At 69.0% G+C, this 21,950-nt stretch carries 15 protein-coding genes and 2 pseudogenes; 12 read left to right on the top strand and 5 right to left on the bottom strand.

Annotated elements, in window-relative coordinates; translation table 11 throughout:
* Together ACK5KK_RS07475 and ACK5KK_RS07470 are read right to left on the bottom strand one after the other, a co-directional pair.
* On the bottom strand, nucleotides 1-530 hold a 530-nt coding region (locus ACK5KK_RS07475), incomplete at its 3' end, for a choice-of-anchor M domain-containing protein (RefSeq protein WP_416889460.1).
* Nucleotides 531-551: 21 nt separating this feature from the next.
* On the bottom strand, nucleotides 552-2,081 hold the full coding sequence (locus tag ACK5KK_RS07470; RefSeq protein ID WP_416889459.1) for an anchored repeat ABC transporter, substrate-binding protein: 1,530 nt from the start codon (nucleotides 2,079-2,081) through the stop codon (nucleotides 552-554).
* A gap of 189 nt (nucleotides 2,082-2,270) precedes the next feature.
* Between ACK5KK_RS07470 and ACK5KK_RS07465 the strand changes: the two genes are divergently transcribed.
* From ACK5KK_RS07465 to ACK5KK_RS07445, 5 genes are all read left to right on the top strand, one after another.
* The gene (locus tag ACK5KK_RS07465; protein WP_416889458.1) at nucleotides 2,271-4,286 is read left to right on the top strand and encodes a TIGR03773 family transporter-associated surface protein; all 2,016 of its coding nucleotides are present in this window, start codon (nucleotides 2,271-2,273) and stop codon (nucleotides 4,284-4,286) included.
* An 82-nt stretch (nucleotides 4,287-4,368) separates the two neighbouring features.
* The gene (locus tag ACK5KK_RS07460; RefSeq protein ID WP_416889457.1) at nucleotides 4,369-5,862 is read left to right on the top strand and encodes a choice-of-anchor M domain-containing protein; all 1,494 of its coding nucleotides are present in this window, start codon (nucleotides 4,369-4,371) and stop codon (nucleotides 5,860-5,862) included.
* 75 nt (nucleotides 5,863-5,937) lie between these two features.
* Nucleotides 5,938-7,053 (top strand): hypothetical protein, encoded by a 1,116-nt coding sequence (locus ACK5KK_RS07455; RefSeq protein WP_416889456.1) that lies wholly within the window; start codon nucleotides 5,938-5,940, stop codon nucleotides 7,051-7,053.
* A gap of 142 nt (nucleotides 7,054-7,195) precedes the next feature.
* A complete protein-coding gene (locus ACK5KK_RS07450; protein WP_416889455.1) occupies nucleotides 7,196-9,595 on the top strand; it encodes an ATP-dependent helicase in 2,400 nt (799 codons plus the stop codon).
* Between the two features lie 24 nt (nucleotides 9,596-9,619).
* Entirely contained in the window at nucleotides 9,620-10,630 is a 1,011-nt protein-coding gene (locus tag ACK5KK_RS07445; protein WP_416889454.1) for an SseB family protein, read from the top strand.
* Between the two features lie 437 nt (nucleotides 10,631-11,067).
* On the opposite strand, the gene ACK5KK_RS07440 is transcribed toward ACK5KK_RS07445, so the two are convergent.
* Nucleotides 11,068-12,258 carry an AI-2E family transporter gene (locus ACK5KK_RS07440; protein WP_416889453.1) on the bottom strand — a complete coding sequence of 397 codons (1,191 nt, stop codon included), beginning with the start codon at nucleotides 12,256-12,258 and terminating at the stop codon, nucleotides 11,068-11,070.
* A gap of 178 nt (nucleotides 12,259-12,436) precedes the next feature.
* On the opposite strand from ACK5KK_RS07440, the gene ACK5KK_RS07435 reads away from it, so the two are divergent.
* On the top strand, nucleotides 12,437-13,123 hold the full coding sequence (locus ACK5KK_RS07435) for a GAP family protein (protein ID WP_416889452.1): 687 nt from the start codon (nucleotides 12,437-12,439) through the stop codon (nucleotides 13,121-13,123).
* On the opposite strand, the gene ACK5KK_RS07430 is transcribed toward ACK5KK_RS07435, so the two are convergent.
* Nucleotides 13,124-14,347, bottom strand: a complete 1,224-nt coding sequence (locus tag ACK5KK_RS07430; protein ID WP_416889451.1) for an acyl-CoA dehydrogenase family protein — start codon at nucleotides 14,345-14,347, stop codon at nucleotides 13,124-13,126.
* Nucleotides 14,348-14,417: 70 nt separating this feature from the next.
* Here ACK5KK_RS07430 and ACK5KK_RS07425 point away from each other — a divergent pair, with 70 nt between their 5' ends.
* From ACK5KK_RS07425 to sucD, 5 genes and pseudogenes are all read left to right on the top strand, one after another.
* Nucleotides 14,418-15,080: a hypothetical protein gene (locus ACK5KK_RS07425; protein ID WP_416889450.1), complete on the top strand. Its 663-nt coding sequence runs from the start codon at nucleotides 14,418-14,420 to the stop codon at nucleotides 15,078-15,080.
* 52 nt (nucleotides 15,081-15,132) lie between these two features.
* Complete coding sequence (locus ACK5KK_RS07420) at nucleotides 15,133-15,504, top strand: hypothetical protein (RefSeq protein WP_416889449.1); 372 nt, start codon at nucleotides 15,133-15,135, stop codon at nucleotides 15,502-15,504.
* A 33-nt stretch (nucleotides 15,505-15,537) separates the two neighbouring features.
* Nucleotides 15,538-16,731, top strand: a pseudogene (locus ACK5KK_RS07415) (KGGVGR-motif variant AAA ATPase); the annotation flags it as partial.
* 82 nt (nucleotides 16,732-16,813) lie between these two features.
* Entirely contained in the window at nucleotides 16,814-17,980 is a 1,167-nt protein-coding gene (sucC, locus tag ACK5KK_RS07410) for an ADP-forming succinate--CoA ligase subunit beta (RefSeq protein WP_416889448.1), read from the top strand.
* A gap of 30 nt (nucleotides 17,981-18,010) precedes the next feature.
* Nucleotides 18,011-18,913, top strand: a pseudogene (gene sucD, locus ACK5KK_RS07405) (succinate--CoA ligase subunit alpha).
* A 64-nt stretch (nucleotides 18,914-18,977) separates the two neighbouring features.
* Here sucD and ACK5KK_RS07400 read toward each other — a convergent pair.
* Nucleotides 18,978-20,441: an NCS2 family permease gene (locus tag ACK5KK_RS07400; protein ID WP_416889447.1), complete on the bottom strand. Its 1,464-nt coding sequence runs from the start codon at nucleotides 20,439-20,441 to the stop codon at nucleotides 18,978-18,980.
* Between the two features lie 125 nt (nucleotides 20,442-20,566).
* Between ACK5KK_RS07400 and ACK5KK_RS07395 the strand changes: the two genes are divergently transcribed.
* Nucleotides 20,567-21,950: DUF6350 family protein (locus ACK5KK_RS07395; protein ID WP_416889446.1), on the top strand; the 1,384-nt coding region annotated here is incomplete at its 3' end.

Genomic DNA, 21,950 nt, shown 5'->3' with positions numbered 1-21,950 from the left:
ACCTCGGGAGCTCCGAAGTTGCCGCCCTGGAGGTAGACGACAAGGTCACCGGGTCCTTCGACGGCGTGGAAACGCAGCGTCGTTCCCAGGTCGAGGTTTTCCAGCAGCGCCGGATCCTGCGTGTTCCACCCCGGCCACACGATGCCGGGCTGCTCGGTCTGCGGCAGGACGTACGCCTCGGTGCCGGCAGGCAGCTCGAGGAACGCGAACGCGTCGTCGTCCGGGACGTCGAGGATCGACGCATCTACGGCTTGGAACACGACGTCCTCGGGGTTGCGCCACGCCGCGGGGCTGGAGGTGTCGTCATGGACCTGCAACGTCCACTGCCCTGTTCCGAGTGTGGGACCGATATCGGCGTGCCCGGCCGCCAGCACCGTCTGACCGGTGCCCTGCTGCTGGTTCGGGTCGATGGTCTGGTCGAGGTCGTCGTCGGGCGAGGCAGACGCCGGAAGGGCACCGGCCGACAGCAGGACGGCGGCCAGCAGGAGACCACCCAGACGGGCGACGCGGGAGCGGGTGGAGGGTGTCATCGGTTCCGTTCTTCTCATCGTTCAGTTCAGACAGTCCACGAGGGAGCGCGCGTTGGCGCGCATCATGTCGATATAGGTGGGGGCGTCGGCGTCGAGCGCATCTCCGTAGATCGGGCACACCCGAACACCCCGCTCCCGTGCGACCTCGACGAGCGTCGAGGAGCGGGTGGCGAGATTCGGCTCCAGGAACACGGCAGGCACTCGCAGGTCGGTGATCGTCTGGGTCAGACGCTTCCGTTCGGCCAGGCTCGGCTCGGTCGACGGGTTCGGGGTCACAAAGCCCGCCACCATCAGGTCGTATGCGGCCGCGAGGTACCCGAACGCGTCGTGTGTGGTCACCAGCACTCGCCGCGATGCGGGGATGGTGTCGATGGTGTCGCGCACCTCGGCATCCAGGGCGTCCAGTTCGCTCAGATACCGCGCCGCATTGTCGCGGTAGTCGCGAGCGCCCGCCGGATCCACCCGGATGAGCGTGTCTCGGATCACCTCGACGTACGCCATCGCGTTGCGCACGTTCTGCCACAGGTGCGGGTCGATCTCACCGTGCACATGCTTGCCGAGCACCGCCTGCGGCAGTTGGTAGATCGGGTCGCCGGCCCGCCCGAGAAAGCGGTACGACGGGTCGCCGGGCACCTCGTGCAGCGCCTTGGTCGGCACCTCGATGACCACGTCGGACAGGTCGATGAACTCCTGGTGGACCTCGCCGCTGCCGTGCTCGTGGTCGAGCAGCACGGTGAATTTCTCGTCGTCGAGATCGACCGTGAGGTCGGCGTGTCCGGCATCCAGCACCCGCGCATCCGGTCGCCCTGGAAAACCGTGCGGATCCACGCCGACGGCGAACACCGCCGTCGCCGTGGCGACCGGGAGTGGCTTGGAGCGGGAATCGACCTGCAGTTTCGCTTGCAGGGACAACTCGTAGTACCCGGGTTCGGTGAACGCCCAACTCAGGTGCGTGTGGGCGTCGGGGGGGAGCACGAGGGTGTCGTCACGGTAGCCGGTGCCGGCATCGAATCCGTCACTGGAATCGAGATAACGGGTGACGTCGCCGAACGTGCCGGTCAGGTAGGCGTGCAGGTCCCCGGGCCCGGTCAACCCGGTGCCGCTGAGCAGAACGTCGGCGGTGCGCCCGGCTCCGAACTGCTCACCGGTGCCGGCGACCCGAGCCCCGAGCCACACCGTGTCGAGCGAGAAGTCTTCGACGAGGGGGATGACCTCGGCGGCATACTTCACGGCACTCTCGGCCAGCGACACGTTCGGCACTCCGTCTCGCAGGTTGGCGTCGAGCGCTTTGATGACGCTCTGCTGTTCGAGCAGCAGGTAGTTCGTGAACGCGGCGTCTGCGTACACGATGTCGCGCACGTTGCGCAGCGTCGGTTCGTAGCTGTGGGGGTCGGCGCCGTCCGGAACGATCGAGGTGACCACGGCTCGGTCTCCGGCGACGTTGCGGGCCAGGTCCGCGAGAATGCCGGTCGTCGTCACCACCTGCATCCGATCGTCGTAGGCGGGTGTGGATGCCGCGCACCCGGCGAGTGAGAACAGGGCGCCACACACGAGACCGATCCGCACAGCGCGGCGGCGGTCACAGCGCATACAGGGGCCTCTCATCGTGGCACGGGTGTCGAAACACGTGGCGGAGCGATTTGCATTCCACCTAAAGCTAATGATACTCATTATCAATAGTGAGTTTGTTCGTGTGGGGCGGACACCGCCGCCCCCGCATTGATGCGGAAAGCCTGCTGCATGTCCGTCACCGTGACACCTGTTCCTTCTCGTTCGTCGCGCCGCTCCGTTCGTCGCATTCTTGCTGTCGCGGGCGCGCTCTGTGTGCTCGTGGGGTCGGCTACCGGCGTCGCCGCGGCGGCGCAGACTGCCGATCCCACGGTTGTGCTGGATCGTCACCACGCCGATGCCGTGAGTGTGCGCTACGACGACGACACGTTGGTTCTGAAGACCCGTGCAGACCTCGACAGTGGTGCCGGGCAGGTGCTGGAGCCGGACGATGTGCTGTTCCATGTCACCGACGCGCAAATGGACCACGTCCCTGACCTTCCCGAGTACGGGTTCCTTGGTGCCCCGGGCGCAGCGATCTGGAAGATCTCCCAGACGTATACGCCGGGCCAGTTGTGGGCCGGGTGGGAGACCGAGTCGCTGCCGCGTGGCGTGTTCGAGGGGGACACGGTGCGGATCACGTTGGCGGAGTTCGCGGGGCCAGGGGCACTTGAGGTGTACCTGAACGGGCTGGAGGGCGCACCGGAGCGGGCGCTGAGCTCGACCGACCAGACGGTGGGGACCATCACTGAGCACGTCGGTGCGCACACGCATGCGAACTGGGTGTTCACCGCCGCGGGCACGTACGAATTGACCTTCGTCGCCGAGGCCGACCTCGTCGCAGGTGGAACGATCCGGTCGGCGCCGCAGTCGTACACGTTCCTGGTCGGCGATGAGGAACAGGGCGAACCGACGGCGACGCCGGAGCCGACCGTGTCGCCGGAGCCGACCGTGTCGCCGGACCCGACGCCGGACCCGACGGCGACGCCTGAGCCGACCGTGACGCCTGATTCGATCGACCCGACAGTGTCTCCGTCGTCGCCTCTGGCAGCTCCGGATCCGGCGATCCTGACCGACGGGGCCCAGGGTGATGTGTCCGTCGCTGTGTCGCCGGTCGCGCCCGGCGCGCAGGTCACGGTGTCGATCCCGACCGCGAACGCCAGCCACTGGGTGTCGGCCTGGATGTTGTCCGACCCGACCGATCTGGGGTGGAAGCAGGTCAATGCCGAGGGCACGTTCACGATCGCGGTTCCGCCCGGTGCCGACACCGGCGCGCATCGACTCGTGGTCCGCGACGTCACCGGGTCGCTGGTCGGATGGTCCGGGATGGAGGTCGCCCCCGCAGCCGACGCGGCGGAGGAGTGCATCGCGACCCCCGTGACCGAGACGGTCGGTGCGGAGAACGTTGACGTCATCACGGAGGGCCACTACGACTTCGGACCGGTGATGGAAGGCGGCGCACTGCTGCCCCGGATCAAGGACGAGCGCACCTCGCCCGCGCAGTGGGTCGATCCGGGTGGGTTGATCTTCCATCTCACCGATGCCGCGAAGTCGGAGGCGCCCGGCGGCGCGTTCGACTTCCTCGGCTCCGGAGACGTGTGGCAGATACCCCTCACCCAGCAGCCGGGGGTCCCGTGGCTGGGCTGGAACAGCCAGCATCCGACGATCGCCGGCCACGCGCAAGGTCAGATCAGCCTCACGCTCGACAACCTGGAAGGCCCCGGTCAGCTGGCGGTCTACACCATGAACTCGTGGGGGCAGCCGGGAACCGAGTACTTCGGCACCGTGGACGGGTTCCCGCGCAGCACCAACATCGACGTCGGGACCAGTGGCGTCCATGTCCACGGCATCTGGGCGTTCACCGAGCCCGGTGCGTACTACGCCGACATGACGTATGCAGGCACGATCGACGGCGCCGCGGCGAGCGGGACGACCACGCTGACCTTCTTCGTCGGCGAGGGAGACGCCGCGTCGGCAGCGCGGGAGCAGACCGCCACCAGCTACGTCGGACGTACCGCCAGCGGGGAGGAGTGCGAGCTCGCCCCCGCCGACGCACGCGAGGCCGAAGCACGCTTGGCGGAGACGGGTGCCGATCCTGAGACGATTGCGGATCTCATGGGTCTGTCCGGGGCGTTTCTGATCGTCGGCGCGGCATTCTTCGGCGCCGCCGCCCTGGCGCCACGTCAGCAGAGCTTACGCCGCCGGTGAGCCTCTCCAGCAAGACCCCGTGAGTGAACACTCACACCATCGGCCTGAGACGGCCGAACCGAAATAGAAAGGATGTCACCCAATGACATCGCTCCTGACCAGACCGCGCACTGCGGTCGCCACCGGAGTCGGATTGGCGCTGGTCGCCACCGCCCTCGGTGCCACTGCCGCCACGGCTGCGGGCCCGTATGACGACAAGGTCATCATCTCTGAGGGCCATGCCGATGGCTTCTACATCGAGAAGGACGACGCCGGCGAGCCCGTGCTCGTGCTCCACTCGGACGATCACGGAAGCCTTGTGCCCGATGATGCCGTCGTTCAGGTCAAGCCCTCGGTGGCATCGCGCACCGCGGGCGCGTCGACCTCGGCCGTGCTCGGTATCGAGAACGGCGCGACGTACTACCTGCTGCCGCAGACCAACCAGTTGGGGCAGGTGTTCCTCGGGTTCGGCTACAACACCTCGGACTACCCGGCCAATTCGATCGATGTCACCCACACGGTGAGCAACTTCGACGGTCCGGGCACGTTCGCGGCGTGGCAGAGTGGCGAAGAGGGCCCGGTCGAGTGGTTGAACAGCTCCAAGGACGACTGGTCGTTCTCGAGCACCGCCAATCACGAGCATCTGAACTGGGGCTTCACTGCCGAGGGTGAGTACACCTTCGACGTGACCTCGACGTTCGATGACGGAGGCGTGGCCAAGACTGCCGACCCGCAGTCGTACACCTTCTACGTCGGCGAAGAACTCCCGACCGACCCGGACCCCGTCGACCCGGTTGACCCCGTTGACCCGGTTCCGGGCGACACCACGGTCTCGATCGAGGGAATCGCGGCGCACTACCACACCGGCGCGATCGCGTCGCTGTCTGCGGTACAGGCGCCCGAGCCGGTGTCGGACCACTTCCACTGGTTCACGCGTGCTGACGCCGACGCCGAGTGGGAGGTCGTGGACGGTGCCCTCACGGACGGCTACGGCTTCATCGTGATGGGTGAGCAGCAGGTCAAGGCCGTCGTCTACGACGCCGACCACAACGTGATCGCCGAAAGCGACCCGGTCGACATCGTGATCGACGACCACGGCAACACCCCGGGCACCGGCCCGGGCCTGTCGGTGAGCCTGCCCGAGACCGAGGGTGCGCTTGTCATCAGCGTGGCCGCGGGGAGCGAGAACACCGTTCTCAGCGACCTCGAGCTCAACACCGAGGCCGACCGTTACGTGTCTGAGGGCACGGTCGATGGCATCACCGTCACCGACACCCGCTCGGGCGACCTGGGCTGGGAGGCCTCGGGCCGTGTCCGTGGCCTCGGGACCATCGACGGCGCCGTGCTCGACGGCCGGTACCTCGGGTGGACCCCGCAGGTGCTCTCCTCGACCGACGGACAGAACGTCGTGGCAGGCCCCGTCGTCGCCCCCGGCTTCGTCGAGGGGGACGGCATTCGCGGCTGGAACGTGCTGGGCAACGCTGCCGCGGGTGAGTCCGCCGGCACCGCCGTGCTCGGCGCTGACATCCGCATCGAAGCGCCGACCACCACCGAGGTCGGCGACTACTCCGGTGTCGTGCTGATCACCGTCATCTGACACAGATACGCACCCGATCGGATGCCGGCGGCCACCCGCCGTCGGCATCCGATCACGCGTGTCGGAAAGCCGACCATGACCACCATCTCCTTCCGCCCCCGTCTGGCTGCCGCCGCTCTCGTGCTCACTGCCGTGGTGGTCGCGCCCGCCGCGGCCCTCGCCGAAGACGGTGAGGACGAGGCCGGACCGCAGACCTGGGCTGTCGCGCCCGCTGACGCCGACGGTCCCGACGGCCGCGGCGCGCTCGAGTACATCGTCGAACCCCACGACGTGTATTCCGACCACGTCGCCGTGCGCAATCTGAGCGAGCAACCGCTGACGGTCGACCTGTACGGCCAGGATGCCGTGCAGACCACGGAGAACTCGTTCGAAGTGCTCACGCCTGACGACGATGGCAAGCGCGTCGGAGCTTGGCTGGAACTGCCCGTCACCGAGGTGACCGTTCCGCCCCGCGACCACGTCGTGGTGCCGTTCACCATCACGGTGCCTGCCGACGCCGAACCCGGGGACCACGCCGGCGCGATCGTCGCCGTCAACAGGCCCACCGAAGAAGAGGGGGCGAACCTGCAGTACCGCGTGGGCACCCGCATCTACCTGCGGGTCGCCGGTCCCGTCGAAGCCGCGCTGCAGGTGGACGCGGTCGACGGCAGGCACGAGCCCCGTTGGTCTCCGTGGGCATCCTCTCCGCTGGACGTCACCGCCACGTTGGATAACACCGGCAACGTCCGGCTGGTCCCCGAGGCTCGTGTCGACGTCGCCGGGATCTTCGGGTGGTGGTCCGAATCGGCCGCACTGGAAGGCATCGACGAGATTCTCCCGGACGGCGCCCAGGCCGGTGGCGTGCGATTGGACGAGGTGCCGCCGATCGGCCCACTGTGGGTCACGGTGGACGTTGCACGGACCACATCAGCGGGCCAGGACGTGTCCGACCTGACCGTTGTGACCTCGCACACGGTGGTGGTTTGGGCCGTGCCGTGGTTGTTGGTGGCCGTTGTCGCGCTGCTGATCGTCGCCGCCGTGATCGCTGTCGTGAACCTGCGTCGCCGGCGCCGTGCGCGCCGCCTCGGCGAGCTCGAGGCGTCGCTCGCCGCCGATGCCGACTCTGAACCTCAGGCGCCTGCCGACGGCGAGTCGCCAACCGGCGCAGATCCCGACGTCAACTCCGAACAGTCCGTCTCCTCCTCGCGCTGAGCGGTACCCCGCGCCTCCGCGACGCCCGCGCACTTCTTGTTCGCCCACCCGTTCGGCGGTCACTGAGGCGGGGTGGGGGATCGCGCATGGCGCGTTCGGGGCGAGAAGCAAGGTCAGAGGCGGCGCCTAGACTCGAAGAGTCATGACAGACCCCATCCAGCCCGTCATCGTGTCAGCATCCGCGTCGCCGGACGACGAGTTGCTGCACGGGCTCAACCCGCCCCAGCGGGAGGCCGTGACCTACCGGGGGCCGGCGCTGCTGATCGTGGCCGGCGCCGGGTCGGGCAAGACCCGCGTGCTCACGCACCGCATCGCCTCGCTGCTACGGAACAAGGAGGCCTGGCCGAGCCAGATTCTCGCGATCACCTTCACGAACAAGGCCGCGGGGGAGATGCGCGAGCGTGTGCACGACCTCATCGGCGACGCCGCCCGCGGCATGTGGATCTCGACGTTCCACTCCGCGTGCGTGCGCATCCTGCGCCGCGAAGCGCAGCAGTTCGGCTTCACCAGCAGCTTCACGATCTACGACTCCGGCGACTCACGCGCGCTCATCAAACGGCTCGTCAAGGAGCACGAGGCGGATGCCTTCGGCCTCACCCCCGCGGCCGTGCAGAGCCGTATCTCAAGGCTGAAGAACGAACTCACCGACGCGGAAGGGTTCGCGCGTCAGGCGAACCTCTCCGACCCGGCCGAGCGCCTGTTCGCGGAGATCTTCGGTGACTACCAGCGGGCGTTGCAGCGGGCCAACGCCTTCGACTTCGACGATCTCATCGGTCAGACGGTGTACCTGTTCCGGGCGTTTCCGCAGGTGGCCGACACCTACCGCCGTCGGTTCCGGCACATCCTCGTCGACGAGTACCAGGACACCAACCATGCCCAGTACGCGCTGATCCGGGAGCTCACCCGGCCGCCCGCGGGCGAGTCGCCGGTCGAGGCCGGCGGCATGATGATCTTCGATGACCGCCCCACCGACCCGGGCGCGTCGCTGACGGTCGTCGGCGATTCCGACCAGTCGATCTACGCATTCCGCGGCGCCGACATCCGCAACATCAGCGAGTTCGAGCGCGACTTCCCCGGCGCCACGGTGGTCATGCTGGAGCAGAACTACCGGTCGACCCAGAACATCCTGTCGGCGGCCAATGCCGTCATCGGCAACAACTTCGACCGCAAAGCGAAGAAGCTGTGGACCGACGTCGGCAACGGTGACCCCATCGTCGGGTTCACCGGCTATTCGCAGCACGACGAGGCGCAGTTCGTCGCCGACGAAGTCGAGGCGTTGCGCCGGGCGGGCACCCCGTACTCCGAGATGGCGGTCTTCTACCGCACCAACTCGCAATCCCGGGCGCTGGAAGAGATCTTCATCCGCTCGGCGGTGCCGTACAAGATCATGGGCGGCACCAAGTTCTTCGAGCGGGCCGAGATCAAGGATGCCCTGGCCTACCTCGTCGCGGTGGCCAACCCCGCCGACGAGCTGGCGGTGCGCCGCATCCTCACCAAGCCCCGCCGCGGCATCGGCGACGTCACCGAGACCGCGATCGCCCGGTACGCCGCCGACGAGGGCATCACGTTCCGCGACGCGCTGGCCAACGCGTCGGCGCTCGGGGTGGGCCCGAAGATCCAGGCGGCGATCGCGAACCTCGACGCGGTGCTGGCCGATGCCGCAGCGGTGATGCTCCCGGCATCCGGTGAAGTCGCCGCCCCGACGGCGGTCACCGACGGGCTCACCGTGCTGCTCACCCAGAGCGGGTACCTCGATGCGCTGCGCCGAAGCAAAGACCCGCAGGACGAAGCCCGGCTCGAGAACCTCGACGAACTGATCGCCGTCACGCGCGAGTTCGCGCGCAACAACCCCGACGGCACCGTGCTCGACTTCCTCACCGAGGTGGCACTCGTCTCGGATGCCGACGACCTCGACGACGCGGCCGGGTCGGTGTCGCTCATGACCATGCACACCGCGAAGGGCCTCGAATACGACGCCGTCTTCGTCACCGGGGTGGAGGAAGACCTCATCCCGCACCGCATCTCGGCGGGCGAGCCGGGCGGCCCGCAGGAGGAGCGACGCCTGTTCTACGTCGCGCTCACCCGGGCGCGAAAGCGCCTGCATCTGTCGCTCGCGATGACCCGCGCCCAGTTCGGCGAGGTGTCGGTCGCGATGCCGAGTCGCTTCTTGCAGGAGATCCCGGCCGACCTCGTCGACTGGCGACAGTCGCCGGGAGACGTCAACTCGCGCGGCGGCACCCGCTCGCGCGCGTTGAACGCGCGACGGGGCGGGGCGCCGCGCTACGGTGACGATCTCGTGCCGCTGCCGCCCCGGGAGCGCAGCGTTTCGCTGGAGAAGTTCGCCAACCGCATCCCGGCGAAAGTGCGCGACAACGGCGACCTCGAACTGGGCGCCGGCGACCGCATCCGCCACGACGACTTCGGCGAGGGCCAGGTGGACGCCGTGACCGGCGAGGGCGCCAAACGCATCGCCCACGTCCGGTTCGACACTGCGGGCACCAAGAAGCTGCTCATCAAGATCGCCCCGATCACCAAGCTGTGAGCACGGCTGGGTAGTCTCGAACACATGGCTTTGTTCGGTCGCGGTCGTCGCGATGCCCCCCGCGAGGAGCCGGAGTCGCCGGTGCTCGATCCACTCGGCGCATCGGCCGATGCCGCCCCCGAGGTCGCCGAGCCGGTGCCGGAGGTCGGCATCTCGCTGTCGACCTACGGCAAACCCGCCGGGCGACCGGCTGCCACCCCGCCCGCGCCCGCCGACCCCGCTGCGCTCGGGGCCGGCAGGGACGCTCGCCCCGCCCCGGGTGCGCCCGGACTGCCCGACAACGCGGTGCTGCGCGCCGCGCTCGCCGCACTGCCCGAAAAGCCCGACAACGCTGACGTTCTCAACGTCATGCGGCAGGCCTTGCAGGGGACTCTCTATCTGCGGGTGCGCGGCAACGCGAAACAGCTGATCGCCGAGAACAAAGAGCTGCCGCTGGCGGTCGCCTCGATCGAGGATCAGCGCTTCTTGCTGGCGTTCACCGGCGGGGGAGCGCTGCAGGACAGCATCCGCGCCGACAACGGTGCGACAACGAGCGCGGTCGGGCAACCCGTGATGAACGTGCTACGGAACGTGCTCGCCGGACCCTATGCCGGGCTGATCATCGACCAGGCATCGGCGCGGGCGCGCATCGTGCTGCCGCGGGAGCTGATCCAGACCTCGGTCGATCAGGCCGACCCGGCGCTGGCCATCAAGAACCTGCTGTCGACCCCGCGCACCGATCGCACGGCCGCGCTCGTGGTCGAGGCGCTGACGACGACCAAGACGTGGGTCGCGGTGGGGCCCGCCGACGAGGACGGCCGCCGCGGCATCGCAGAGGTCCGCACCGCCGACGGCGAACGTCGCCTCGAAGTGTTCTCGCACCCGCTCGAAGTCCTCGCGCTCGGTCGCGGCGACCAGCCTGCGCCGGTCGATCCCGAGCAGTTGGCCCGGGCGGTGGCCGGCGACCCCGGCATCGTGGGGCTGATCGTCGACCCGGCGGGCCCGTGGCTGCAGATCGAGCGCGCGCAGCTCACCCCGCTGCTCGACCGGGTCTGAGGCCGCGCACTCGGCTCCGCCGTGATCTCTGCGGTGTGAGCCTCTCACGCTCCGACGCCGGTGTCCGATGGCCCAGCTCTCTCCTCGGTAGGCCTGGCTCCCGTGCCGGAATGTGCCGAGCGGGTGGGATTGTCCGGACTGCCCGGGGAGTGGGTGCCAACCGTGGCACAACGGCGATGAAACGCCCCGAGCGCACCATCCGCATCGGCTCCGAGTCCGGCACACAGAGCCACGAGAGAGTCTCCGCTGCCGGCCACCATCGCTCGAAGAATCGTCCATCGGGTGCATTCACGAACCGGTCTTCATCGAGAAGACTCCCGTCCGATCAGAGCATCCGGTGGCGGGTGGGCCACTCTGGGCGTGCCCACCAACCACCGCGGCCGAGGATGCGCGCGGCGTCAGCTGAGCATCATCCGCACCGACGTGTGGGCCACGGCTCAGGCCGGCGCCGCGTCGCTGTCGCGGTCTTTCCGCCGGGCCCACGCGGCGGGCGTGCTCGGACCGTCCCACACTTGCACGACGCCCCACGCCACCGCGGTGATGGGTACGGCGATCACCGCCCCGAGCACCCCGCCCAGAACGGTTCCCGCCGTCAACGCGACAAACACCACGAACGCGTGCAGCTTCATCGACCGGCCCATCACGACCGGCTGCAGGAGGTTCCCCTCCAGCTGCTGCACCAGCACGATGACACCGACCACGAGCACCGCCGACACCCAGCCGTTGGCGACGAGGGCGACCAGCGCGGCGAGAATGCCGGCGATCGTCGCGCCGACCATCGGGATGAACGCGAGCACGAACACGATGACCGCCAGCGGCACGGCCAGCGGAACCTGCAGAATGAGCAGTCCGATGAGGATGCCGGTGGCGTCGACCGCGGCGATGGTCGCGGTGCCGCGCACGTACGACCCCAGCGTGTCGATGACCTTGTCGCCGATGCGCACTGCCCGCTCATAGCGCTGTTCGTTGAATGGGCGCAGCAGGAATCGCCACATCTGCGGCCCGTCCTTCAGGAAGAAGAACAGCATTACGATCATGAGTACCAGGCCCGTGAAGAACGTGGCGACCGCGCTCACACCGGCGATCGCGCCGGTGCCGAACTGGGCGCTGGTGAGGAAGTCGGTGATGTCGGAGATCCACTGGTCGATCTGCGGCTGGTCGATCGAGATCGGGAGGGTGGCGCTCCAGGCCACGATGTCGTCGAAGCCCTGCTGCGCCTGCGACGACAGTTCGTCCCACTGCGACCGCACCGCGACGGTGATGAGCCACGACAGCAGCGCCAGGAAGCCGAGTGCCGCGAAGAAGGTGAGGAGGGTCGCCAGCAGCGACGGCACGCCGCGGCGGCGCATCCACGCCATTGACGGGGCGAACGCCGACGCGATGATCAGGGCGATGATCAGGGGAATGATCACCACCGTCAGTTGGCGCATGCCGACGAAGGCGGCGGCGGCGATCGCGACGACGATGAGGATCTGTAGGGCGCGGGTCGCGAACGCCCCGAAACCGTCCGACCACAGGCTCCACGGACGGCCTGCGGCACCGGTGCCGACCGGGTGTGTCGCATCGGTGGGCGCCACCCGGGCGGGGTCGATGCGAACGGTCGCGCGTCGTGATCGGAACAGTCTCATTCTCCGACGCTACCCGAGACCCCCGCTGTGGACACGATCACATCCCGGCGTGCGAGGCGGTGTCGTTCTCGCGCGTCGAGACGACCGTAGCCGTGCACGACGTTTCGCGCTTAGGTTGTGGAGGAGCGGTGATGGGCGAGTCGATGACGAGGGCGCCGTGTCGTCGTCTTCTCCATGAGTGAGCGAAGGCCGGGAGGTCGATATGGGCAACGTGATCGGGGACATCGTCCCGGCCGCCTTCGGTGTCTCGATCAGCCCCATCCCGTTGGTGATGCTGCTGATTCTGCTGTTCACCGAACGCGCCCGCGTCAACTCGGTCGCGTTCCTGCTGGGATGGCTGGCCGGGGTCACGGTGCTGCTGGTCATCGCGGTGTTCGTCGGATCGACGCTCGACGGCGGCGACTCGTCGCCGAACGGGTGGGCCAATCTGGTGCTCGGCGCATTGTTCGTGTTGCTGGCGGTCAACTCGTTCCGCACCCGGCCGCGGCGCGATCGGCCGGACAAGAAGCCGGTGTGGATGTCGAAGCTCGATACGATCGGGCCGCTCGCCGCGTTCGGGCTGTCGGCGGTTCTGACGGGGATCAACGCGAAGAACACCCCGATCATCATCGCGTCGGCGCTCACGATCGGTTCGGCGGGACTTCCGCCCGGCCAGACCGTGATCGCGGCTGTGGTCTTCGTGCTGGTCGCCTCATCCACCGCGCTGGTCATCGTGCTCGCGTTTCTGCTGTTCGGCGAGAAAGTGGAACCGGCGCTGCAGCGGCTTCGCTCCTGGCTGGAGCACAACAACGCCTACGTGATGATGTTCTTGTTCGGCTTCCTCGGTGTCTCCGCGCTGAGCAACGCGCTCCAAGCGTTCACGTGATCAGGTGAACGCGCTCACGCCGGTGAGGTCGCGGCCGATGAGCAACGCCTGGATGTTCTCGGTGCCCTCGTACGTGTGGATCGCCTCGATGTCGGCGAGGTGCTGCATGACGGTGTTCTCCAGCAGAATGCCGTTGCCGCCGAGCAGGTCGCGCGCGGTCGCGGCAACGCGGCGAGCGGCCCGCGTGTTGTGGTGTTTCGCCAGCGACGCCTGGGTCGGACGCAGTGCGCCCGACGCGTCGAGCTCGGCGAGGCGGCGGCAGTAGAGCTGCATGGCGGTGAGCTCGTCGAGCATCCTGGTGAGCCGTTCCTGCACCATCTGGAACCGCGCGAGGGGTCTGCCGAACTGTATGCGCTGCTGGGAATATTGCAGCGCCGCCTCGTAGCAGGCGGTGGCGTGGCCGAGGGCCGACCAGGCCACGCCCGACCGGGTGGAGGACAGCACGGTCGAAGCGTCGGCGAAGCTGTGGGTGCCGGGGAGCACGGCGTCGGCGGGCAGGTGCACGTCGTCGAGGGCGATGTGGGCCTGGTGGATGCCGCGCAGCGACGCCTTGCCGGTGATCACCGTGCCGGTGTAGCCGTGCGCCGACTGTTCCACAAGGAAGCAGCGCACCGCGTCGTGGTCGTCTCCGCCCGGGGCGTCGACGCGGGCCCAGACGAACGTGATGCCGCCGGATGCCCCGTTGCCGATCCACTTCTTCGCGCCGCGCAGCATCCAGCCGTCGCCGTCGCGGCGGGCGACAGTCGCCAGCGACACCGAGTCCGATCCGTGGTCGGGTTCGGTGAGGGCGAACGCCCCGAACACTTCGCCGCGGGCCAGCGGGCGCAGCCAGCGTCGCTGCTGCTGGTCGCTGCCGAACAGGGCGAGGGTGCGCAGGGCCAGCCCGCCCTGCACGGCGATGACGGTGCCGAGCGACCCGTCGCCGCGGGAGACTTCCATGGTCACCAGGCCCGCCGCCAGCGGCGAGAACCGCGTGAGATCGGGATGGTCGATGCCGTCGTTGTACAGGTCGAGTTCGCCGAGCCGGGCGGCGAGGTCGAGCGGGTAGCTCGCGGTGTCCCAGGCATCGCGCATACGGTCGCCGACCTCATCGACGAAGGCCCGCGCCCGATCCCACACGGCGCGGTCGGCGTCGGGGACGTCGGCGAACACCGCGTAGTAGTCGGTGTCAAGCCGCCTCGTCACCTCGTAGGCGGCGGTCGTCTCGCCCGGAAGGGTGCTCATGGCCTCCACGCTACGCCGCCGCGTGGCGCTGTTGCGCCGCACCCGGGGAACAGACCCCTACACTCGGGGCATGGGGGTAGATGCCGTAGCGGGGAACAACGCGGTCCGGTACGTGAAAGACGCCGACACCCTGACTATTCACGACGCACACCTCTCTGCGTTTCGTCACGAGTGCCGGGCCTCGCGCATCGGCACCACGATCGACGCGGCCAAACTCGCCCTCTTTCTCGACCTCGGCAGGATCGTCACCTCGTCGACGGCAGCCGGCCACATCCGGAGGATGAGCGAGGCAGACTTCTATGCAACAGGCAGCTGGAACCCGCGGCGCGGCGAGTTCGAAGACCTCATCGGTGCGCGCGGGAAAGCGCCCGACGGAACACTTCACCTCGACGGATTTCGACTCACCGCCGGCGGGACATTCGGCGAACTTCGTCTCGTCTACGAACCTCGCGAGGACGAGAAGCCTGCATTGGTGGTGCCGCACAACTCGGCCGCCGCCTACTCAGGACCGACGGGTTCGCAGGCGCTTCGGCGCGATGTCGGCACCTGGGAGTCGCGGGGCGACGTCGCCACGGTCCGTTGTCACGCGCGTGTGAGTGCCGCAGCATCGAGCGACTGGGCCACGATCGTGGCGACGGCCGATCCGGCCAGCGAGGTCGAGGAGGACCTTCTCGAGGTGGTGCTGCGCGATGGCGAGCGTGCCCTGAGTGACATTGCGAAGTGCAGATCGTGAAAGACGCGGTCGATCGGGCCATGAACGATGTCTTGAACGGAATGCTCACGGGGTGGCGGTCGAGAACGAGCCCTTCCCCGAGTACGCGCGGTTGGAGCGCGCCGTCAACAGCCGGGTCCCTCGCGCGGCCATCGATCCGGAGACGCCGCTGAGCCCCCGCCTCATCGAGTCCGCGCCGCGGCTGCTGCGGGAGTGGCTCCATGACGATCGACGCTGGAACGTTGTCCTGGTCGTCGGGGCGCTGATGAAACGCGCCGAAGTACAGGCGCGCCCCGACATCCGAGGCGAGCTCGGCGGGGTGCTGGATAGTGCACCCGCTCCGTTTGGGCGGGCGCCCCGCTCGGAAGAATCGGTTGGGGCGAGGAGCGAGTCGGTGCATGAATACTTCTCCTACTACCACCCCCCTGCACCCGTCGCCGCATGAAGGTCGCCGTCTTCTACAGCTACAAGGGGGGGTACCGGGCGCACCCTCGCGCTGGCGAACGTCGCGGCGCTCGGCAGCGCGGTCGGTCAGAGAGTCTTCGTGCTCGACATGGACTTCGAGGCGCCGGGCGTGACCTACAAGCTCGGTGTCGCGGAGTCGCACCGCACCCGGGGCCTCGTCGGGTACCTGCTTGACACCATCACCCTCGATGCGTCTCCGGCGACGCTCGACGATTACGTGATCGAGGTGGATCTGCCCCGCGACAACCTCGGGTTCGACGCGGTGTCGGGGGGATGGCTCAAGGTGATGCCCGCGGGGAGCATTCCGTCTCCGAGCTATTTCGGAGAACTGCGGAGCCTCGCTTTCGACCAGCGGGCGGCCGACGGGTCGGCGCTCGCCCTCATGCGGGATCTCCTGAACCGGATTGAGCACGAGCTCGGTGCGGATGTCGTCCTGATCGATGCGCGTACCGGCATCACGAACAGCAACACCCTGGCGCTGGCCGAACTTGCCGACGAAGTGTACGCCCTCACGCTCGACATGCCGGAGCAGCGCGACGGCACGCGCATCGTGCTGCGGTCGCTCGCGCGCTTGGTGTCGAACGCCGATCGGCCCCTCGCGCTCACGGTTCTGCTCAGCCGGGTCCTGCCGCGGACTGCACTCGGGTGGCTGCCCGACCGGGAACGGGCGGACCTCCTTCGCGTGTTTCTGACCGAACCCGCGAATCCGCTGACCAATACGATCCCCGCCGCGCTGTCGGTGCTGACCCTGCACCATGACGATTCGCTGATGCATGGCGAGTCGCTGCGGCTGGTGAACCTCGCCGTGGCGGGGGCCACAGAGGCCGCGCTCGCGTGGGATCTCGCGCGGCTCGCACGGAGGGTGCTCGGCGAAGAACCCGTCGAGCGTGCGATGGGCGTGCTGCTCCAGACCGCAGACGGGCAGTCGCAGCCCATCGCGGCCGTCATGCTCGACGATGTCGACCTCCGCGCCGGGGTGCCGCTGGCGTCACCGCCGATCCCCGACGATCCGCAGGGTGTTCCCCTGCGGGACAGGGTCGAGCAACTGCGGCGACGCGCCGACGTCGATCCTGCCCAACTCGATGATCTGGTGGAGCTTCTCCTGGAACTGGCGCGTCGCGACCCCGACACCGAGCGGACACGGGCCGCGCTGGCGAAGGCCCGGCGGCGGGAGCCGGGGCCGGACGAGCCCTGCGGTGAACAGTAGTAGGCTTGTCGATCGGTCGATCTCTCGATATCGAGATGTTTTTCGGCAGCCAACACCACCGTCGCCCAGTGAAGGATTGCACGTGGATCTGTACGAGTACCAGGCACGAGACCTCTTCGAGAAGCATGGAGTGCCGGTGCTTGCCGGCATCGTCGCGGACACCCCGGAGGAGGTGAAAGCGGCCGCCGAGAAACTCGGCGGTGTCGTCGTCGTCAAGGCGCAGGTCAAGACCGGCGGCCGCGGCAAGGCCGGCGGCGTGAAGGTCGCGAAGACCCCCGACGAGGCGTACGAGGCCGCGCAGGCGATCCTCGGCCTCGACATCAAGGGCCACATCGTCAAGCGGGTCATGGTCGCCGCGGGCGCCCAGATCGAGAAGGAGTACTACTTCTCGGTGCTGCTCGACCGCGCCAACCGTTCATACCTGAGCCTGTGCTCGGTCGAAGGCGGCATGGAGATCGAGCAACTCGCCGTCGAAAAGCCCGAGGCCCTGGCCCGGGTCGAGGTCGACCCGCTCACCGGCATCGACGCGGCAAAGGCCCTCGAGATCGCGAAGGCCGCCCGCTTCGACGACGAGACGGCCGCCAAGGTCGCCGACGTGTTCGTCAAGCTCTACGACGTCTACACCGGCGAGGGCGCCACCCTCGTCGAGGTCAACCCGCTCATCCAGGATGCCGCGGGCAACATCATCGCCCTCGACGGCAAGGTCACCCTCGACGACAACGCCAGCGAAGTGCGCCACCCCGAGCACGAACTGCTCGAAGACAAGGACGCCGCCGACCCGCTGGAGGCCAAGGCCAAGCAGTCCGGCCTCAACTACGTCAAGCTCGATGGTGAGGTCGGCATCATCGGCAACGGCGCGGGCCTGGTGATGTCGACGCTCGACGTCGTCGCGTACGCGGGCGAGAACCACGGCGGTGTCAAACCGGCGAACTTCCTCGACATCGGCGGCGGCGCGTCGGCCGAGGTCATGGCGGCGGGGCTCGACGTGATCCTCGGCGACGACCAGGTCAAGAGCGTGTTCGTGAACGTGTTCGGCGGCATCACGGCGTGCGACGCGGTGGCAAAGGGCATCGTCGGCGCGCTCGCCGAACTGGGCTCGACGGCATCCAAGCCGCTCGTGGTGCGCCTGGACGGCAACCGCGTCGACGAGGGGCGCCGCATTCTGGAGGAGGCCGGGCATCCGCTCGTGACCCTCGCTGCGACCATGGACGAGGGCGCCGACAAGGCCGCCCAGCTGGCGAACGCCTGAGCCCCGACACCGGAACGAGGAAATACAGACATGTCGATCTTCCTTAACAAGGACTCCAAGGTCATCGTCCAGGGCATCACCGGCGGCGAGGGCACCAAGCACACCGCGCTCATGCTCAAGGCGGGCACCAACGTCGTCGGCGGCGTCAACGCCCGCAAAGCCGGCACCACCGTGCTGCACAACGACAAGGACGGCAACCCGGTCGAGCTTCCCGTGTTCGCCTCGGTCGCCGAAGCCATCGCGGCCACCGGCGCCGACGTGTCGATCGCGTTCGTGCCGCCCGCGTTCACGAAGGACGCGATGATCGAGGCCATCGACACCGACATCCCGCTCCTGGTGGTCATCACCGAGGGTGTGCCGGTCGGTGACACCGCCGAGGCGTGGGCGTATGCGTCCAGCCGCGGCAACAAGACCCGCATCATCGGGCCGAACTGCCCCGGCATCATCACCCCCGGCGAATCGCTCGCCGGCATCACTCCCGCCAACATCACCGGCACCGGACCGATCGGACTGGTGTCGAAGTCGGGCACGCTCACCTACCAGATGATGTTCGAGCTGCGCGACCTGGGCTTCTCGACCGCCATCGGCATCGGCGGCGACCCGGTCATCGGCACGACCCACATCGACGCGCTCGCCGCGTTCGAGGCCGACCCCGACACGAAGGCGATCGTCATGATCGGTGAGATCGGTGGGGATGCCGAAGAGCGTGCCGCCGAGTTCATCAAGGCCCACGTCACCAACCCGGTCGTCGGCTACGTCGCCGGATTCACCGCCCCCTAAGGCAAGACCATGGGTCACGCCGGGGCGATCGTGTCCGGCTCGGCCGGCACCGCGCAGGCCAAGAAGGAGGCACTGGAGGCCGCCGGCGTCAAGGTCGGCAAGACCCCCAGTGAGACCGCTGACCTCATGCGCGAGATCATCGAGACGCTCTGAATCGACGCTCAGTCAGGAAGGGCCGGATGCCGCAGCATCCGGCCCTTCCGGCATCCGGCCCCGGTCACCCGGCCAGCAGAGCTTCGACGGGGCCGCGGGCGAAGAACACGACGAACCCGGCGGCGACGACCCACAGCAGCGGGTGGATCTGACGGGCGCCGCCCGACAGCGAACGCACGATCACCCAGCTGACGAACCCGGCGCCGATGCCGTTCGCGATGGAGTAGGTGAGCGGCATCACCGTCACGGTGAGGAACACCGGCACCAGCACCGACGGGTCGGTCACGTCCACGTGCCGGATCTGCGCCATCATCAGCGCCCCCACGATGACCAGCGCCGCCGCGGCGATCTCGGTCGGGACGATCGTGGTCAGCGGCGTGAAGAACATGGCGAGGAGGAACAGCGCACCGGTGACGAGGTTCGCCAGCCCCGTGCGCGCGCCCTCGCCGATGCCGGTGCCCGACTCGATGAACACGGTGCTCGATGACGACGAGCTCAGACCCCCCGCAACCGCGCCGATGCCCTCGACGACGAGTGCCGACCGCAACCTCGGGAAGTTGCCGCGCTCGTCGGCGAGACCCGCCTCGCGAGACAGGCCCGTGAACGTGCCCATCGCGTCGAAGAAGTTCGTGAACAGCAGCGTGAACACGAGCATGGTCGCCGCGAGCACCCCGATGCGCTCGAACGAGCCGAAACTGAACTGGCCCAGCAGGCTGAGGTCGGGAACGGCGAGCCACGACGAGGGCAGTTCGGGCACGCTCAGCCCCCAGCCGCCGGGGTTGACGGTGCCGTCGGCGGCGAACCGCGGACCTAGGTGCCACACCGCCTCGACGATGACGGCGACCACCGTGCCGGAGACCAGGGCGATGAGGATCGCGCCCTTCACCTTCCGGGCGATGAGGATCGCCGCCAGCACCAAGGTGAGCACGAACAGCAGCGTCGGCACCGTCGCGATCGATCCGTCGACCCCGAGCCCGACCGGGGGTGAGTCGGCGCCGGTGGCAGTCACCAGGCCGCTGTCGACGAAACCGATGAACGCGATGAACAGGCCGATGCCGACCGTGATCGCGGTCTTCAGCGCCATCGGCACGGCGTCGAAGATGAGCCGGCGCAGCCCCGTGACCGCCAGCAGCACGATGACGAGGCCGTTGATGACGACGAGCCCCATCGCCTCAGGCCAGGTCACCTGACCGACCACCGAGACCGCCAGGAACGAGTTGATGCCCAGGCCCGCCGCGAACGCGAACGGCAGCCGCGCGACCAGACCGAACAGGATCGTCATGGCCCCGGCGGTGAGGGCGGTGGTCGCGGCCACCTGCGGGAACGGCAGCTGCGCGCCGCTGACGTCCACTCCACCGGAGAGGATGATCGGGTTCAAGATGACGATGTAGGCCATCGCGACGAACGTCACGAGCCCCCCGCGGATCTCGGTTCCCACCGTCGACCCGCGGGCGGTGATCTGGAAGTACCGGTCGATGGGTCCGACCCGAGTCCCGGTCGGGGGTGACGTGCGCGCGCGATCGCTCATGCCACGACGGTAGCGTCCCCGCGGGCCCGCGCCTGTCACTCGGACGCGCCGGGTCGCCGCGTTCGCGGGGGAGTGGTGTGGGATGCCGGGGACCGGTGGGCGGGATGGGTAGGGTCGTTGTGCCCATGAATCGCCTCCTCGTCGCCCTGCTGGCCGCGTTCGACGCCGTCGTCGCGGTCGCCGTCGGCATCGCCGCCGCGCTCGCGCCGCTCACGCTGTTGTGGGTGTTCGCGTTCGGTGCGGGGGCGGATTGGGCGGCGCTGTGGCCGACCGCCGTGCGGGTGTGGCAGTTCGGCCACCTGGTGCCGCTGCAGGTGACGCTCCCCGGGGACTACGTCGCCGCCGCCGGCATCCCCGCCGACGCCGCCTCGTTCGCGCTCTCGCTCGCGCCACTGGCGTTCGCGACGTTCACCGCGCTGTTCGCGGCCCGCTCGGGGGTGCGCGCCGCGCGCGCGGGCGCCTGGCCCACCGGCATCGCGGCCGGAGCCGTCACGGTGGCGCTGCTGGCGGTCCTGGTGTGGATCACCTCCGCGACCACGGTCGCCGCCGTCCCGGCCGCCGCTGCGATCACGGTCCCGGCGCTCGTGTTCGCCGTTCCGGCACTGCTCGGCGCCACGGTGACCGCGTGGCGGGAGGGCGATGACGGCATCGTCGACGCGGCGGTGGGGCGCCTGTCCGCGCTCCCGCTGTGGCGGGAGGTTCCGGCTGCCGTCGTCCGCGGCACCGGAGTCGTGTTCGCGGGTCTCGCCGGCATCGGCGCGCTGCTGATCGTGGTGGCGACCGTCGCGCGCGGCGGCGAGTCGATCGCCCTGTTCCAATCGGCGCACGTCGACCTGGTCGGCGCGATCACGATCGCGCTCGTGCAGTTCGCCTACCTGCCGACCCTCGTCATCTGGGGCGCCGCCTACGCGGCCGGGCCCGGTTTCGCGATCGGCACGGGAACGGCCATCTCTTCCGCCGCGACCAACCTCGGTGTGGTCCCCGGCCTGCCCGTGCTGGGACTCATCCCGCCGTCGACATCGGGGTGGATGCTGCTGAGCGCACTGCTGGTGGTCGGCCTCGGCGTGCTGGCCGGGGCCATCACACGCGCGCGGATGCAGCCCGCCGGCGCGTCGCTGGGCTCACGCGCTCTCGTCCTGGGCGGCATCGTGGCACTGTCGGCGGCCGGTTCCGCGCTGCTGGCGGTGTGCGCGTCGGGGTCGATCGGTCCCGGGCGCATGGCTGACACCGGGCCCGCGGCGGGGTCGTTCGCGCTCGCGGTCGCGGTGGAGGTGGCCGTCGGCGCCGGCATCGCGTTGCGGCCCTCGCTGCCCGCCTCCGGGGGGGTCCCCCGGCCGCTTGGCCCGTCGGCCGCCGACGCAGCCATGCCGTCCGCCGCCGCCGCACCGGACCCGTCCCGTACAGCGGCGGACGACACGGCAGGTTCCGCCCCCCGCCCGGGGTGGTGGGCCCGGTTCGCGGCGATGCGGGGGCTCCCCGCGCGGGAGCCCGACGGCGGCACCGCCCAGG

It is taken from the genome of Microbacterium sp. (assembly GCF_047972865.1).
In the GTDB taxonomy this organism is placed as follows: Bacteria; Actinomycetota; Actinomycetes; order Actinomycetales; family Microbacteriaceae; genus Microbacterium.
This window is presented reverse-complemented; position numbering and strand designations above follow the sequence as displayed.